The organism is Bradyrhizobium sp. CCBAU 25338 (assembly GCF_028128965.1).
Taxonomy (GTDB): Bacteria; Pseudomonadota; Alphaproteobacteria; order Rhizobiales; family Xanthobacteraceae; genus Bradyrhizobium; species Bradyrhizobium liaoningense.
Genome location: NZ_LFKY01000043.1, coordinates 346,566 through 360,905, shown reverse-complemented (window position 1 = coordinate 360,905; position 14,340 = coordinate 346,566). Strand labels below are relative to the sequence as shown.

Below are 14,340 nucleotides of genomic sequence, written 5' to 3'. Positions count from 1 at the left end.
ATCCGCTTTAGGTTGTTGTTTAAGCATGATCTTTTCGGAGAACCGCTGCGCACCTTTCCGGATCATGCTTCAAGGCCGCAAGTCCCATTCAATCCCGGCTGCGGCCAATCAACCTTTCGCCTTTTGGAGAGCGGCGCCATCGCGAAGCGAGGGCGAGGAAGCCGAATGTTTTCGCGTGTGGAAGGCAGGATCGGAGGATGGCACGACCGGTGGGCTATGCGGGTATACATTGACTGCGATCTCGACGGCGTCCTTTGACCGCTTTCGAAGGCGGTAGAACGTCAGCTCCTGATCGAACATGGGGCAGCGAAAGTGGATGACGGCTGTGTCCGGCAGGCGGCAAAGTTCGTCGATGAGCTCGCCTACTGTGATGATCGGGGGATGGTCGACTGCTTTGCGGTGACCCTTACTCATGACCCTTACTCCTTCTCTGGCGTACTAACCGGAGCCGGATCGGCTCCGTTCCAATTTCGTTCAGCAGATTGAGAAGCTTCAAGGGACAAGGCAGTGCGGCAGCCCGGCTGCTAGATTCTCGTCAGCCCACAGGTCGCGGCCAGCCGCACCAGTTGCGCATCCGTACGCGCGCCGGTCTTGGTCTTGATCAGATAGTGATAGTTCTGCACCGTCTTGACGCTGAGATTGAGATGCGTCGCGATCTGCTCGGTGGTGGCGCCGCCGGCGAATTGGCGCAGGATCTCGATCTCGCGCTCACCCAGCTGGTCCAGCGCCGAATCCCTCGGCGACAGGTTGTCCTCGGCCAGAATATGCGCGATGTCGTCGCTCATGGCGCGCTCACCGCGCGCCACGCTGCGGATGGCGTGCACAACCGCGGACGGCTCGCTGCTCTTGGTGACGAAGCCGGAGGCTCCGGCGCCGAAGGCGGCCTTCACCAGCACGGCTTCGTTGTGCATAGTGAAGACGAGGATCCGCGCCCGCGGGCTGCGCGCGCGGATGTTGCGGATCGCCTCCAGCCCGCTCGCGCCGGGCATCGAGATATCGAGCACGACGACGTCGGGGTCATGCGCCTTGAACGCGCTGTAGGCGTCCGCGGCGTTGTCGGCCTCCGCCACGACATGCAGATCGCCCTGGCTTTCCAGCACGCGCCGATAGCCCTGCCGGACGATCGGGTGGTCGTCGACCAGCAGCACGGAGATGCCTGTTGCTGCAACCTCGCTCATCCCGGCCTCACGCAGCGAGCGGGATGGTGGCGGCAACGCTGAGGCCGCCGCGCGCCGGCAGGATCGACAGCGATCCGCCGGCTGCCGTGACGCGCTCGCGGATGCCGGTCAGGCCGAAACCGGCCGACTGCGCGACACGGGCCGCGTCGCCGCCGCCGTCGTCCTCGACGCGGATCAGCAGCGCATCGTCTTCGCCGGCACGGCGTTCGACGCGCAGGCTGATCTCGCGCGCCACGCCGTGACGCAGCGCGTTGGTCAGGCATTCCTGTGCCACGCGATAGGCCGTGGTGGCAGCCGAACCGCTGATGTCGGTGAGGTCACCCCTGAGATCGAGCTGGATCGTCGGCCGCGCCGCGCTCTGCGAGCGCCAGCTGTCGACGAGATTGACGAGGCTTGCCTCGAGCCCGAGCTCCTCGGGCAGCGGATTGCGCAGACGCTTCAGTGCATCGCGGAGCGAGGCCATCAGATGATGGGTGGCCTGCGAGATCATGCGCGCATCCTGAGCGATTCCCGTGCTGTTGTCCTTCGTGCTCGCTGTTTCGATTGTGTTGGCGAAGGCGAGGATGGCGGAGAGATTCTGCCCGAACTCGTCGTGCAGCTCGCGGGCGAGGGCGCGGCGCTCGTCGTCGCGGATTTCAATCAGGCGCCGCGTCAGGGCGGCGCGCTGCTCGGTGGCTTCCTCCAGCCGGTTGCCGAGCGCGCCGACGGCGCTGCCGATCATCGCCAGCTCCATCGAGCGGAAGCGCGGCAGTTTCGTGCGATATTGACCGCGCGCCATGCGCTGCAAGGCGGTCACGATCGTGCGCGCCGGCGCCAGCGCATGTGCGATCGCGAGCGAGGCCAGCAGCGCAATTGCCGCCGCCATGAGCAGCGCGACATCGATCACATTGAGGATGTACTCCCAAGCCAGCGAGACGGCCGCCGCGCCGTCCGGCGTCGCAACCACCGTGCCGGCAGAAGCGGCGCGGGGGCTGACGGGCCGGATGACCTCGGCGTGGCTGCCGAGGAAGGTGGGCACAATGGCGGCGAACCAGCGCGGCGGCGCCTTGCCCAGCCCCTCGCTCTGGCCGCAGAGCGGCTTCTCGAATGCCACGGCCGGCTGGAACTCGACGCAGACGCCGGGCGAGATCAGCTTCACCGTCTCCAGCGTGCGCCAGTCCGGAACCGGCAGGAGATGCTCGCGCGCTCTGCTGCTGCGCAACAAGAGCTCGCGCCAATACAGCGCCTGGAGCGCCTGCGCGACGCGCTGCGCCGACGCCGCGGTCGCCCGATCGACGCTGCGATAGGCGTCGAAGGTGGCCCACACGGTCGCGGCTCCGAGGCAGAGCACAACGATGAGCAGCAGACGGGCGACAAGCTGAAGCACGAGGCGCATGCGATCACCCCCGACGTTTGGTAAGGTCAGCCTAACAACGCCGCCGCGTCTTGCCAATTGCAGGGATGGGCCGGATTGCAGCTCGGGCAAATTTCCCAAGCCGGATTGGGCATGGGTCTTTGGACCTGAAACGGCGGCTTTGATCTATTCGGTGGGGACACGCTGCAGGCCAGTGCCTGCAATCCAGGAGCGGTGCAGCATGAGTTCGATCACGATTGGACCGATCGCGGGGACTGCGACCGACCCGTCCGAGCGCAGTGCGCTCCTGTTCTGGATGATCTTCACCGGGCTCTCGATCTTCGCCGTCGTGCTGCTGTGGCGCTTCGGCCTGATCCACCTGATGCTGACCTCGGACCGGACCTACATTTCCAGCGTGATCGCGCTGCTTTATGTCCTCACCTGCGGCCATTGCTTCCTGCGCACGCGGGCGATTGCGCGTGAAGGCGCGGCGGCGCGGCGCTGCCGGGCGGTGCTGGCGGCGCCGGACGGCAGCAAGGCGCTGGATGCGAGCGCGGCGGTGCTGCCGCGCGGCCTCGTGCGCGACCACATCCAGAGCCTGGTGACGAAAGCCGCGGCGCAGGACTACCGGCCGGTCGACCAGACGCTGCTGTTGCGAAATCTCGCCGATCGGTTGCGCGGCTCCAACGGCTTCGGTGCTTTCGTCTCCGACACGCTGATGAAGCTCGGCCTGCTCGGCACCATCATCGGCTTCATCATCATGCTGGCGCCGATCGCGGGGCTGGATGCCGCCGACAAGGTCGCGATGCGCTCCTCGATGGGCTTGATGAGCGACGGCATGGCGGTCGCGATGTACACCACACTGGCCGGCCTCGTCGGCTCGATCCTGGTCCGCATCCAGTACTACATGCTCGACGCCGCGACCCAGCGGGTGTTCTCGGATGCGGTGCTGCTGACGGAGACCTATGTGACGCCGGTGCTGGAGCGCAAAGGTTCCGGTGCGCCGTCATGATGGATGATTTCGGTCTCTATCCGCGCGAGGAGCCGTTCGATCCCCTGGGCGTGATGCTGTTCAAGGCGCTCCAGGTGATCGCGTTCCTGTTCTTCCTGGCGCTGCTCGCTGTCTCGCCGGACGCCAAGGAAGGCAAGATCGACTCCAAGGCTGAGTTCATCATCACGATGGACTGGCCGGACAATCATCCGGACGATCTCGACCTCTTCGTGCAGGATCCGGCCGGCAACATCGCCTGGTATCGCCACCGCGAGGCCGGTTTCCTCACGCTCGACCGCGACGATCGCGGCGGAGCCAATGACTTCATCATCGTCAACGGCAAGAAGATCGCCTCGCCCATCCGCGAGGAGATCGTCACCGTGCGCGGCATCGTCGCCGGCGAATACACCGTCAACATCTCGCATTTCCAGGCAACGACAGGCGAGCCTGTGACAGCGAGCGTGAAGGTGCAGAAGCTCAATCCGACAGCGCAGGTGATCTTCGACAACAAGCTCGCACTCAACCATACCGGCGACGAGAAGACCGCGGTGCGGTTTCGGCTCGATGCCGAGGGCAAGGTCATCAATGTCGACCAGCGGCCGAAATCGCTGATGGAGACGTTCCGCAACGTGCGCGCCAACGGAGCCGATATCGATCCCAAGACCGGCGTGAGGATGCGCCGTGAGTAGTCTGCAGACGGTCATCCTCAGCCTCTCGGTCGCCTATGCCGTGATCGGCGCGCTGCTGCTGGTGGTGCTGGTCTATGCGCGGCTGCACTGGTCGCTGAAGGCTGTCGCCGTGGTCGTCACCAGCGCCTTCTATGTCGTCAGCTTCACCGAAATGCGGGGACTGCTCGGTTGGGCCAGCTCCGACAGGATGCCTGCCGCCTTCAAGCTGCTCCAGGCCCGCATCGTCGAGCCGCATTCGCTGGAGGGCGATCCCGGCTCGATCTATCTGTGGGTCGAGGCGCTTGACGAGGACAATCGCCCGAGCGGCATCCCCCGGGCCTTCCGGGTGCCGTACGACGACAGGCTGGCCGACAAGACCCATGCAGCGCAGAACGAGATCGCGGCCGGTCATCCTCAAGGCGGACGCGCCGCGGATTTCGGCGGCGGCGACGGCAGCCTGATCGACATGGTCAGGGAATATGTAACGCCGAAGACGATCCTCGAGACCAGCGGCGGCGATTCATCGACGGGCGAATTCAACGCGCCGCCGGCCGGTGCGCAGGGCGCCGTGTTCACCCCGCTGCCGCCGCCCCGGATGCCGCCCAAGGACGAGCAATAGGCTCTTCACCGGCAGCGCGAGGCACGCTGGTAAACGGCGCGTCGCTGGCGCATGGTCTTGATCTCCCTCAATTTGGCCTTATCGGCTTTCAATATGAGTTCGAGGGGTGGAGGGTGCGTGCTGCTAGCTGTCTTCTCGGATATCCACGGCAACCGGCAGGCGTTTGAGGCTTGCCTGAAGATCGCCCGTGCGAAGGGCGCGGAGCGCTTCGTCTTGCTCGGCGATTTCGTCGGTTATGGCGCCGATCCGGAATGGGTGGTGGATACCGCGATGGAGCTCGTTGCGCAGGGCGCCGTCGCCGTGCGCGGCAATCATGACCAGGCGGTCAATTCCTCGGCCGAGACCATGAACGCCGAGGCGCAGATCGCGATCGAATGGACCCGCGGCCGGCTCGACACCGCGCAACGGCGTTTCCTGGCTGAATTGCCGATGCTGGTAGAGGACAGCGACCGCCTGTTCGTGCACTCTGAGGCCTCTCATCCCCAGCGCTGGCACTATGTCCGCTCGACGGTGGACGCCGCCAAGAGCCTGATCGCGACGCCCGCCCATGTCACGTTCTGCGGCCACATCCATCGCCCCGCGCTCTATTCGATGTCGGTGACGGCCAAGATGACGAGCTTCGTGCCAAAGACCGACGTCCCCGTGCAGCTCCTGCGCGGACGGCAATGGCTCGCCGTGCTCGGTTCGGTCGGCCAGCCTCGCGACGGCGATCCCTCGGCGTCCTTCGTGCTGTTCGACACGGTCTCATGCCAGATCACCTATTGCCGCGCACCCTATGACGTCGCGACCGCGGCAAGCAGGATACGCGACAACGGACTGCCGCCCTGGCTGGCCGACAGGCTGTCGCAGGGGCGCTGACCGCGATGCCGAAACCCCTTGTCAAGTCAGGCGCGGAGATCGACGGTTACACCATCGGTGAATGCGTGCATGCCGGCGGCATGGCGACGCTGTGGAGCGTCACCCATCCGGGCATCGACGTGCCCTTGCTGATGAAGATCCCGCGGGTGTCGGAGGGCGAGGACCCCGCCGCGATCGTCTCCTTCGAGATGGAGATGATGATCCTGCCGCGGCTCGCGGGTCCGCACGTGCCGGCCTGCTTCGGCACCGGCGATTTCGCCCACCAGGCCTATGTCGTGATCGAGCGCATCCCAGGCGCCACGCTCTACAAGCGGCTCCCTGACCTGCCGCTGCCTTATGACGAGGCGCGGCAGCTCGTCGCCAAGATCGCGACTGCGCTTGCTGATTTACACCGGCAGAACGTCATCCATCACGATATCAAGCCGAGCAGCATCATGTTCCGCGATTCCGGCGAGGCGGTGCTGATCGACTACGGGCTGTCGCATCACAACCACCTGCCGGACCTCCTGCAGGAGGAATTCCGCCTGCCTTACGGCACCGCGCCCTACATGGCACCCGAGCGGCTGTCAGGGGTGCGCGACGATCCGCGCAGCGACCTGTTCTCGCTCGGCGTACTGCTGTATTTCTTCACGACCGGCGAGCGGCCGTTCGGCGAGGGCGAGACGCTGCGCGCGATGCGGCGCCGGCTCTGGCGCGACCCGCATCCGCCGCGCAAGATCCGCGCGGATTATCCGCCGTGGCTTCAGGAGGTGGTGTTGCGGTGTCTCGAGATCGAGCCGGTGTGGCGCTACCCGACGGCGTCCCAGCTCGCCTTCGATCTCGCCTATCCGGACCAGGTCAAGCTCACCGCGCGCTCGGAGCGGGTGAAACGTGATCCCCTCAGCGTCGCCTGGCGGCGTCGTTTCAATCTTGGCGCCATGGCGCCGCGCGCGAAATCGGATGTCGCGGCCCAGATCGCTTCGAGCCCGATCCTGGCTGTCGCGCTCGACACAGTGGAGGGCGCACCGGAGCTGAACGAGGCGCTGCGCGTGACCACCGAGCGCATCCTCGCCACCTTGCCGTCGGCGCGGCTCGCCTGCGTCAACGTGCTCAAGCTGAGCCGGATTGCGATCGACCGGACGCTGGACGAGCAGGGCTCCAACAAGCATATCGACCGCCTGGTCGCGCTCAGGCATTGGGCGACGCCGCTCAAGCTGGATGAGAGCCGGCTGTCGGCTCATGTGCTGGAGTCGGTCGATCCCGCCGCCGCGATCCTGGAATTCGCCGAGGCCAACCAAGTCGACCACGTCATCATCGGCGCACGGCAGAGCTCGTTCAGGCGCATGCTGCTCGGCAGTGTCTCGGCCAAGGTGGCCGCGGAAGCGAGCTGCACCGTCACCGTGGTGCGGCCGCAGCGGCTGGCTGGCAATGGCGGCGGCTCAGATGCCGGCGACAGGGCGGGATAGCCCGCCTGGCGTCTTGCGGGTTTGGATCAGGCCGCGTGGGCGGAGCGCTTGCGGCGGATGGGCCAGGAGAATTCCGGGCCGGGTTCGCCGTGATCCGCGCCGCCGCCAAAATACTGGATGATCTCGCGGCAAGGCTCGCAACTGAACAGGTTACGCGACGCGGACGCCTTGGTCATTTCCTTCAGGCAGTTCGGGCAATGCGGCTTCATCAGTATCGAGTCCAATCCAGAATCTTCAATGCCGGTTCGGTGACCGGAGCGGGTAGTCCAGGTCCGACGTTTCCTCTCCCGGATCGTCCCGCATCTCGCCTTCGGCGAGTTCGAGCCGACCGAAGAAGTAGTCGAGGCCCGGATGCGGACGACGCGGGATACGGCACCTGCGCTTCGGCTGGCGCTTCACGAGCGCGAATTGCACGGCGTCAGATCCGGTTGCGACGGACGCCGCGCGCCGAACGTGCCGGGACCTGCACCGGTCCGGTCGAAGGGCCGAACAGAACAAACGCACTGAAACCAAGCCACAACGCCACGCCAGTCCAGACCAGGGTCGTCGTCATGATGTGCTCCCGTGAAAAACAGGCAGGAACCACTAGCAGTGATTTGCGCGAATCAGGGAAGTCCGGAGGAGTACGGAACGAGGTTGCAATTTTCAGCAATTGCCCACTGCAGCGCCTGGAGGCGCTCCAGTTTATTGCGCGGGCGACCGCCGCACTTTTCCGGCGCGTGCGCCCTCGAGGATATCCCGGATGCGCGGAGCGTTTCGAACACAGCGAAACCCGTAGCGGCCGGTGTAGTCGGTATCGGGCGAACGGGTCGATCGCCCTGATGCGAAGTTGAGGTGGCCGGCGCCGCCGCCGATGTCGAGGATTTCGAACGCAATGTCCATCGCCCGGAACGGCGTCTGGCTGACGGTCCGTCTGCCCCAGGCCGTTCGCAGGATCAGCGCGCGGCGATCGGTGATCACATAGAGCGTCTGCAGGTCGTGCAGCAGCATCACCAGCGGAGCCGCAACCATCGCAACTCCGAGCATCATGAGAGGTTGGGCCGCTTGGTCGATCCAATCGTTCCTGACGGCGACGGCGGTCAGTAATAGCCAGGGGAATCCCATCCACCACAGAAATCGCCACATGATCATCCGGGCAACGCCGTCGGGCTGGTCCTGCCAGACCACCTGCTCACCGTCCTGCAAGGTCTCGGCGAGCAGGCGCCGCAAGCCTGCCAGGAAGGGAGTGGCACGGATCTCATCCATTCCCATTGGTCGCTGCGGCCATAAGGCCGGTTCGGCGCGCGAATGGAGGTCAGATGGCCTCGCCGCGGGCTCCCAGCGCGGCGTTGCGGATCGCGGCGATGTTGGCCTTGTAGGCGTCCTGCGTGCCGCCCCTGAACACGGAAGTGCCGGCGACGAAGGCGTTGGCGCCGGCCGCCGCGAGCGCGCCGGCAACGTCGGGGCCGACGCCGCCGTCGACCTCGATGTCGATCGGACGGCCCGCCGTCATCGCGCGGATGTCGCGGATCTTGCCGATCGCCGAGGGGATGAAAGCCTGGCCGCCGAAGCCGGGATTGACCGACATCACCAGCACGAGGTCGACGAGGTCGAGGACGTATTCGAGCGCGCTGATCGGCGTCGCCGGATTGAGCGAGACGCCCGCCTTCTTGCCGAGCGCGCGGATCGCCTGCAGCGAGCGGTGCAGGTGGGGACCTGCCTCCGCATGCACGGTGATGTGGTCGCAGCCGGCTTTCGCGAAAGCCTCGAGATAGGGGTCGCAGGGCGAGATCATCAGATGCGCGTCGAAGATCTTCTGCGTGTGGGGACGCATCGCCTTGATGATATCAGGACCGTAGGAGATGTTCGGAACGAAGTGCCCGTCCATCACGTCGAGATGGATCCAGTCGGCGCCGGCGGCATCCACCGCGCGCACCTCCTCGCCGAGCTTGGAGAAGTCCGAGGCCAGGATCGAGGGCGCGATGGCCAGGGGGCGGGGGGCGAAGGCTTGGGTCATGGCGCGTTTTCCCGTGGCGGCCGTGAAAGATGGCCTCGCCTAACATGGGCCTCCTTGGCGGGCAATGCAGGGAAGCCGTGCTTCCTGTGGGCGGAAATTTCTGCCGCGGCCGGCACGAATTGCCGGTGTTCCCCGGCGGTGCCAAGCGCGGCGGAGGCGGATTTCATTGAGCTTTTCACGATGGCACGACGCTTGCTGACGTCAGCCCGGAACATTGGCCGCGGCATGCCGCATCGGTTGGAGTTGTGCAATGTTGTTAGCCCTTGGTGCGGTATCGAGTGCGCTCGGCGCGATCCAGTCGCTGACGAACTCGAAATCGTCCTCATCGACGCAGAAGACGGGATCGACGCAAGGCGCGACCAATCCGTTCGCGATCGACAGCGGCAGCAGCACGACCAGCGGCGCCACCTCGTCGGTCAATTCGGGCAGATATCCGCAGATCTCGCCGGAGACGATGAACGCGCTGTTCGCGGCGCAGAGCCAGTCGACGGACACGAGCGGCGCGACCAGCTCATCCTCGACTGGGTCGGCGTCTTCGACATCGAGGAGTCCCGAGGATGCGCTGAAGGACCTGTTCTCGCAGATCGATGGCGACGGTGACGGCAAGATCACCAAGTCCGAGTTCGAGGACGCCCTCGGCGCGGGCGGCACCAATCTGGCCAAGGCCGACGAGGTGTTCTCGAAGATGGACGCGAATGCGGATGGCGACATCAATCTCGGAGAGATGACGAAGGCGCTGCGGGGCGGCCACGGCGATCACGCGCAGGGCGCCGGCGGCTCGGGCGGTGGTTCGGACTCCTCGTCGCAATCCGGCGGCGGCTCGACGTCGACCACGACGACCAATGCCGATGGCTCGACCACCACCACCGTCACCTATGCCGACGGCTTCAAGATGTCGACCAACGTGCCTGGCGCCTCCAGCAGTTCGAATGCCAACGGCGGCGGCAATTCGCCTTATGACTGGTTCGGGCAAATGATGCAGCGTCAGGCGCAGGCTTCGGCGGGGTCGGCTTCATCAATGTCGATGAGCGTGTAAGCGCGCCCCAACGCTAACCCGCATATTCGTGCGTGATGTCACGATAGACATAACGGTCGCGGATCTCGCGATTGAAGAACGTCCCTTTTGAGCGCGCTTGACTGAATGCAGCGGCGGCCTCGGGCGGAACGTCCTCGTAGAGGTAGATCCTTCCGCTGACGAAAGTCACCTTCAGCCCGCGCGTGCCTGGCGCATATCGAAAGAAGCGGATCACGGACGACGGCATGGCGGAACACCTCGGTCCGCCGGGACAACGCCGTGTCCGCGGTTTCGTTTCTCGCCTAGCCGAACTTGTCCTTCCACGCCGGCAGTGCACCGGGGAACGGCAGCGCGGTCGCGCTGTACACGCCGCTTGCGATCGCGCGTGCGACCACGTTGGCGGCGACCATGCCGAGCTCGGTGAGCTCCACCAGCGGCTCGATCGGCTTCTCGCAAGTGGCCGCGGCGAACAGCACGTCGCCGTCGAGCGGGGCGTGCACCGGATAGATCGCGCGGGCAAATCCGGTCTGCGCGATCATCGCGAGCCGCTTGGCCTGCGCCTTGCTCAGAATCGCGTCGGTGACGACGAGGCCGATCGTGGTGTTCTCACGCTCGCTCGCGGCCGGCCCGCCCTTGATGCGCATCGCCAGCATGTCGGGCGTGAACGCCGGCGGCAGACCCCGTCCGCCGAACTCGCCGTTTTCCTCGAACGGCGCGGCCCAGAACCAGGGACCGTTGCCGACGGTGACGCTGCCGACCGCGTTCACCACCATGATCGCGGCGACCCTGACGCCGTTCGCCGTGACGGCCGACGCCGAGCCGATCCCGCCCTTGAAAGTGGCGGTGGTCGCACCCAGGCCCGCACCGACGCTGCCGAGCGCGAAGTCGGTGCCGGCGGAGGCGGCGGCGGCATAGCCGAGATCGCGATAGGGCGAGAAGCGGCCCCAGGCCTTGTCGCCGCCGTTGAGCAGGTCGAACACGATCGCGCCCGGAACGAGCGGGACCACGGCCTCCCGGACCCTGAATCCGCGGCCCTGTTCGGCGAGCCAGGCCTGCACGCCGCCGCCGGCATCGAGGCCGAAGGCGGAGCCGCCGGAGAGCGCGATCGCATCGATCCGCTCGACGGTATTGGCGACGTCGAGCAGCGAGGCCTCGCGCGTACCTGGTCCGCCGCCGCGGACGTCGATCGCCGCGACGGCCGGCTGGTCGAAAATGATGGCGGTCGTGCCGGAGGCCACTTCCGTATTCTCGGCATGGCCGACCCGGACGCCGGCGATATCGGTGAGAAGGTTTTTCAAGACGGCCTCGTCGTTGAGAGCATTTCGCGATCTGCGATAGCGCAGCGATGCCGCAGGCTCAACCGGCGAGCGCGGTCCTGAGCATCTTGGCGAGCTCGGACTTGCGGTAGGGCTTGACCAGCAGCAGCACGCCGGAATCGAGCCGGCCATGATGGACGATGGCATTTTCGGTGTAGCCCGAGGTGAACAACGTCCTCAGGTCGGGGCGGCGCCGGGCCGCTTCGTCGGCAAGCTGGCGGCCGTTCATGTTGCCGGGCATGATGATGTCGGTGAAGAGCAGGTCGATGGTCTCGTCGCTGTCGATGATATTGAGCGCCTCGGCGCCGTTGGCAGCCTCGAGCGCGGTATAGCCGAGGCTCTTGACCTGCGTCACGACATACTGCCGCACCAGCGCATCGTCCTCGACGATCAGGATCTTCTCGTCGCCGCCGGCGATGGGCGCGTTCTGGAGCGCCTCGAACTCGGTCTCCTGCACCCCGCTCGAGCGCGGCAGATAGATCTTCACGCTCGTGCCGTGGCCTTCCTCGCTGTAGATCTTGATGTGGCCGCCCGACTGCTTGACGAAGCCGAACACCATGCTCAGGCCGAGGCCGGTGCCCTTGCCGACCTCCTTGGTGGTGAAGAAGGGATCGAACACCCGGTCGATCAGCTCCGCCGGGATCCCGCTGCCGGTGTCGCTGACCGCAATCATCACATAATTGCCGGCAGCGACGTCGGGGTTCATGCTGGCATAGCCGTCGTCGAGGAAGATGTTGCGGGTCTCCAGCACCAGGGTGCCGCCATCGGGCATGGCGTCGCGCGCATTCAGCGCGAGATTGAGGATCGCGGTGGACAGCTGGCCGGGGTCGACCAGCGTCGGCCAGGCATCCTCGGTGAGCTGCGGCATGATGGTGATCTGCTCGCCGAGCGTCGGATGCAGCAGCTTGGCGGCTTCGAGCGCCAGCGCATTGACGTCGATCTCGCGCGGCTGGAGCGGCTGCTTGCGGGCGAAGGCGAGCAGATGCCTGGTCAGCTGCGCGCCGCGCTCGGCGGCATCGTCGATCAGCTTGGTGATGGCGGCAAGCTCGGGCCGGTCGGCGACCGCATCGCCGAGAATGCCGATCGTGCCCGTGATGACGGTCAGCACGTTGTTGAAGTCGTGGGCGACGCCGCCGGTCAACTGCCCGATCGAATCCATCTTCTGGATCTGCCTGAGCTGGGCTTCGGCGGCCTGCTTGTCGGTGAGGTCGCGGCCGATGAAGTAATGGCGCTTCACCGGCTCGGACCAGCTGCCCATCCAGTTCAGCGTGACCTCGTGACCGTCGTAATGGTAGTAGCGCGCCTCGAAGCCGCGCTTGACCGCGCCGCGACGGGCTGCGCGCATCTCGTTTCGCGTCCTCTCGAGATCGTCGGGATGGATGAACTCGGTCGCGCTGTGCCCGACCATGTCCTCGGGGTTGTAGCCGAGAATGTTCTTCACGCTCGGGCTGACCTGGACGAAATTGCCATAGCCGTCGGTGACCAGGATCAGGTCCTGCGACGTCTCGAAGATGCGCTGGCGTTCTTCGGTCTCCCGGCGCAGCTTCTCTCTCGACTGCTTCTCTTCGGTAATGTCGTGGGCGATCTTGGAGGCGCCGATGATCTCTCCCTCATCGGTCCGCAGCGGTGTAACGTTGAGGACGACGTCGAGCGGGCGGCCGTCTTTCCGGATCCGGATCGTCTCGAGCTGGGCGATCGACTCATTGCTAGCGATCCGGTTGAGGATGCTCCTGACCTCGCCCTTGAGATCCGGCGGCACGATGATGTCGATCGGCTTGCCGATGGCCTCGGCAGCGGAATAGCCGAAAAGATGTTCGGCGGCCTTGTTCCAGCCGGTGATGATGCCATCGAGCGATTTCGTGATGATGGCATCGTTGGACGACTCGACGACTGCGCCGTACAGCGCGAGGCGCTTGCCGTAATAGTCGCGTTCCGAGGCCGATTGCTGGCGCAGCCTGCCGACGAGGCCCACCGTATGGGCCTGGAGGCGGACATTCTCGATGAGAAGCACTGCGAGCACGAAGGTCGCCGCAGCGAGGCCGTAGAGCCGTCCGGCATAGAAGCCGAGATCGAAGCGCGCGACGTTGACGATCGCCGACAGCGCGATGTCGAACAGCCAGGCGCACATGACCACCATGAGCCAGACGTCGATCACCGTATGCGGCTTGCGGAACCAGAGCGAGACCAGTGCGGCAAAGCTCAGCGACCACACGAAGGACACGACTCCGATCATGGTTGGCGTGTACCGGCCGTCGCGCAACAGGACCGGCAGCAGATCGTGTTGCGCGGTCACGATCCAGGTGAAGACCGCTATCGCTGCGATGACGCCGAGCACGCTGGCGTAAATCGCCCGGCTTGCCGCGCCGCGGATCCGGGGGCCACCGTCCTTTTCCTTCAGCCAGGCATAACCCATCACGCACAGCGGAAAGATAGCGTGCCAGATCATGTAGAGCCAGACCGTGGTCTGCCGGCCCGCGCCGAAGAGCCCGGCGGGTGCGAACAGTCCGGGGAAGGTGAGGGCATGAACCAGCGCCGCCGCGGCGGTGAAGAGATAGCCGGTCGCGAGCCACAGCAGCGCGCGGGTCCGCAAGATCGCAAACTGCGACAGCAGCAGCACCGCCGTGACGATGTCGCTCACGGCGAGCGCCGATTGATAACTCGCGACGAAGGCCGGCACCGGCAGGAGCGGGGTACCCGCGAAGGGCACGGCCGCTGCGAACAGGAGCGAGGACACGCCGACGATGGTCGACGCTGCGGTGCGGTCGGCCGAAGTGGCCGGCAGGGTCGAGAGAAATGTGCTCCGGTCGACCGTCGCAGGCACATCCACCTCTCGCGGGTTGGTCTTGAGCTGGTCGGGTTTGAGCATCTCCGCACGTCTCATTCGGCCGGCAGTCCGTTCATGGTAGCGGTTCTGGGCGCGG

General features: G+C 65.7%; 17 protein-coding genes. 6 read left to right on the top strand and 11 right to left on the bottom strand.

What is annotated here, in order from left to right; genetic code table 11:
• Window positions 1-108: 108 nt before the first annotated feature.
• From ACM42_RS35365 to ACM42_RS35355, 3 genes are all read right to left on the bottom strand, one after another.
• The gene (locus ACM42_RS35365) at window positions 109-414 is read right to left on the bottom strand and encodes a hypothetical protein (protein ID WP_271532943.1); all 306 of its coding nucleotides are present in this window, start codon (window positions 412-414) and stop codon (window positions 109-111) included.
• Between the two features lie 110 nt (window positions 415-524).
• Window positions 525-1,178: a response regulator gene (locus tag ACM42_RS35360; protein ID WP_271532941.1), complete on the bottom strand. Its 654-nt coding sequence runs from the start codon at window positions 1,176-1,178 to the stop codon at window positions 525-527.
• A gap of 7 nt (window positions 1,179-1,185) precedes the next feature.
• Complete coding sequence (locus tag ACM42_RS35355) at window positions 1,186-2,553, bottom strand: sensor histidine kinase (protein WP_271532939.1); 1,368 nt, start codon at window positions 2,551-2,553, stop codon at window positions 1,186-1,188.
• A gap of 199 nt (window positions 2,554-2,752) precedes the next feature.
• Between ACM42_RS35355 and ACM42_RS35350 the strand changes: the two genes are divergently transcribed.
• The 5 genes from ACM42_RS35350 (at window position 2,753) to ACM42_RS35330 (ending at window position 7,092) form a co-directional block, all read left to right on the top strand.
• Window positions 2,753-3,523, top strand: a complete 771-nt coding sequence (locus ACM42_RS35350) for a MotA/TolQ/ExbB proton channel family protein (RefSeq protein ID WP_271532937.1) — start codon at window positions 2,753-2,755, stop codon at window positions 3,521-3,523.
• Window positions 3,520-4,191, top strand: a complete 672-nt coding sequence (locus ACM42_RS35345) for a hypothetical protein (RefSeq protein WP_271532935.1) — start codon at window positions 3,520-3,522, stop codon at window positions 4,189-4,191. Before ACM42_RS35350 ends, ACM42_RS35345 begins: the two co-directional genes overlap by 4 nt.
• Window positions 4,184-4,789 (top strand): hypothetical protein, encoded by a 606-nt coding sequence (locus ACM42_RS35340; RefSeq protein ID WP_271532933.1) that lies wholly within the window; start codon window positions 4,184-4,186, stop codon window positions 4,787-4,789. The genes ACM42_RS35345 and ACM42_RS35340 overlap by 8 nt, the downstream gene beginning before the upstream one ends.
• Window positions 4,790-4,906: 117 nt before the next feature.
• The gene (locus ACM42_RS35335; protein WP_271532931.1) at window positions 4,907-5,647 is read left to right on the top strand and encodes a metallophosphoesterase family protein; all 741 of its coding nucleotides are present in this window, start codon (window positions 4,907-4,909) and stop codon (window positions 5,645-5,647) included.
• A 5-nt stretch (window positions 5,648-5,652) separates the two neighbouring features.
• Window positions 5,653-7,092, top strand: coding sequence for a serine/threonine protein kinase (locus ACM42_RS35330; RefSeq protein WP_271532929.1), 1,440 nt, complete (start codon window positions 5,653-5,655; stop codon window positions 7,090-7,092).
• A gap of 26 nt (window positions 7,093-7,118) precedes the next feature.
• Here ACM42_RS35330 and ACM42_RS35325 read toward each other — a convergent pair whose 3' ends face one another.
• The 5 genes from ACM42_RS35325 to rpe all read right to left on the bottom strand — a co-directional run bounded on the left by ACM42_RS35325 (window position 7,119) and on the right by rpe (window position 9,088).
• Window positions 7,119-7,301: a hypothetical protein gene (locus ACM42_RS35325; protein WP_131871275.1), complete on the bottom strand. Its 183-nt coding sequence runs from the start codon at window positions 7,299-7,301 to the stop codon at window positions 7,119-7,121.
• Window positions 7,302-7,326: 25 nt separating this feature from the next.
• Entirely contained in the window at window positions 7,327-7,506 is a 180-nt protein-coding gene (locus ACM42_RS35320) for a hypothetical protein (RefSeq protein WP_271532925.1), read from the bottom strand.
• A gap of 4 nt (window positions 7,507-7,510) precedes the next feature.
• Window positions 7,511-7,645, bottom strand: a complete 135-nt coding sequence (locus ACM42_RS35315) for a hypothetical protein (RefSeq protein ID WP_271532923.1) — start codon at window positions 7,643-7,645, stop codon at window positions 7,511-7,513.
• A gap of 131 nt (window positions 7,646-7,776) precedes the next feature.
• Complete coding sequence (locus ACM42_RS35310) at window positions 7,777-8,301, bottom strand: hypothetical protein (protein ID WP_271532921.1); 525 nt, start codon at window positions 8,299-8,301, stop codon at window positions 7,777-7,779.
• Window positions 8,302-8,386: 85 nt separating this feature from the next.
• Window positions 8,387-9,088, bottom strand: coding sequence for a ribulose-phosphate 3-epimerase (rpe, locus tag ACM42_RS35305; RefSeq protein WP_271532919.1), 702 nt, complete (start codon window positions 9,086-9,088; stop codon window positions 8,387-8,389).
• Between the two features lie 250 nt (window positions 9,089-9,338).
• Between rpe and ACM42_RS35300 the strand changes: the two genes are divergently transcribed.
• On the top strand, window positions 9,339-10,124 hold the full coding sequence (locus ACM42_RS35300; protein WP_271532918.1) for an EF-hand domain-containing protein: 786 nt from the start codon (window positions 9,339-9,341) through the stop codon (window positions 10,122-10,124).
• 13 nt (window positions 10,125-10,137) lie between these two features.
• On the opposite strand, the gene ACM42_RS35295 is transcribed toward ACM42_RS35300, so the two are convergent.
• Genes ACM42_RS35295 through ACM42_RS35285 form a run of 3 tightly spaced genes read right to left on the bottom strand, consistent with a single transcriptional unit; the run spans window position 10,138 to window position 14,285 of the window.
• A complete protein-coding gene (locus ACM42_RS35295; protein WP_271532915.1) occupies window positions 10,138-10,350 on the bottom strand; it encodes a KTSC domain-containing protein in 213 nt (70 codons plus the stop codon).
• Between the two features lie 55 nt (window positions 10,351-10,405).
• Window positions 10,406-11,401, bottom strand: coding sequence for a P1 family peptidase (locus tag ACM42_RS35290; RefSeq protein WP_271532913.1), 996 nt, complete (start codon window positions 11,399-11,401; stop codon window positions 10,406-10,408).
• A 58-nt stretch (window positions 11,402-11,459) separates the two neighbouring features.
• Complete coding sequence (locus ACM42_RS35285; RefSeq protein WP_271532911.1) at window positions 11,460-14,285, bottom strand: PAS domain S-box protein; 2,826 nt, start codon at window positions 14,283-14,285, stop codon at window positions 11,460-11,462.
• Window positions 14,286-14,340: the final 55 nt, after the last annotated feature.

Coding starts and splice junctions, on each gene's coding strand:
- ACM42_RS35365 (WP_271532943.1), bottom strand. CDS start 414: ATGAGTAAGGGTCACCGCAAAGCAGTCGACCATCCCCCGATCATCACA.
- ACM42_RS35360 (WP_271532941.1), bottom strand. CDS start 1,178: ATGAGCGAGGTTGCAGCAACAGGCATCTCCGTGCTGCTGGTCGACGAC.
- ACM42_RS35355 (WP_271532939.1), bottom strand. CDS start 2,553: ATGCGCCTCGTGCTTCAGCTTGTCGCCCGTCTGCTGCTCATCGTTGTG.
- ACM42_RS35350 (WP_271532937.1), top strand. CDS start 2,753: ATGAGTTCGATCACGATTGGACCGATCGCGGGGACTGCGACCGACCCG.
- ACM42_RS35345 (WP_271532935.1), top strand. CDS start 3,520: ATGATGGATGATTTCGGTCTCTATCCGCGCGAGGAGCCGTTCGATCCC.
- ACM42_RS35330 (WP_271532929.1), top strand. CDS start 5,653: ATGCCGAAACCCCTTGTCAAGTCAGGCGCGGAGATCGACGGTTACACC.
- ACM42_RS35325 (WP_131871275.1), bottom strand. CDS start 7,301: ATGAAGCCGCATTGCCCGAACTGCCTGAAGGAAATGACCAAGGCGTCC.
- ACM42_RS35315 (WP_271532923.1), bottom strand. CDS start 7,645: ATGACGACGACCCTGGTCTGGACTGGCGTGGCGTTGTGGCTTGGTTTC.
- rpe (WP_271532919.1), bottom strand. CDS start 9,088: ATGACCCAAGCCTTCGCCCCCCGCCCCCTGGCCATCGCGCCCTCGATC.
- ACM42_RS35300 (WP_271532918.1), top strand. CDS start 9,339: ATGTTGTTAGCCCTTGGTGCGGTATCGAGTGCGCTCGGCGCGATCCAG.
- ACM42_RS35295 (WP_271532915.1), bottom strand. CDS start 10,350: ATGCCGTCGTCCGTGATCCGCTTCTTTCGATATGCGCCAGGCACGCGC.
- ACM42_RS35285 (WP_271532911.1), bottom strand. CDS start 14,285: ATGCTCAAACCCGACCAGCTCAAGACCAACCCGCGAGAGGTGGATGTG.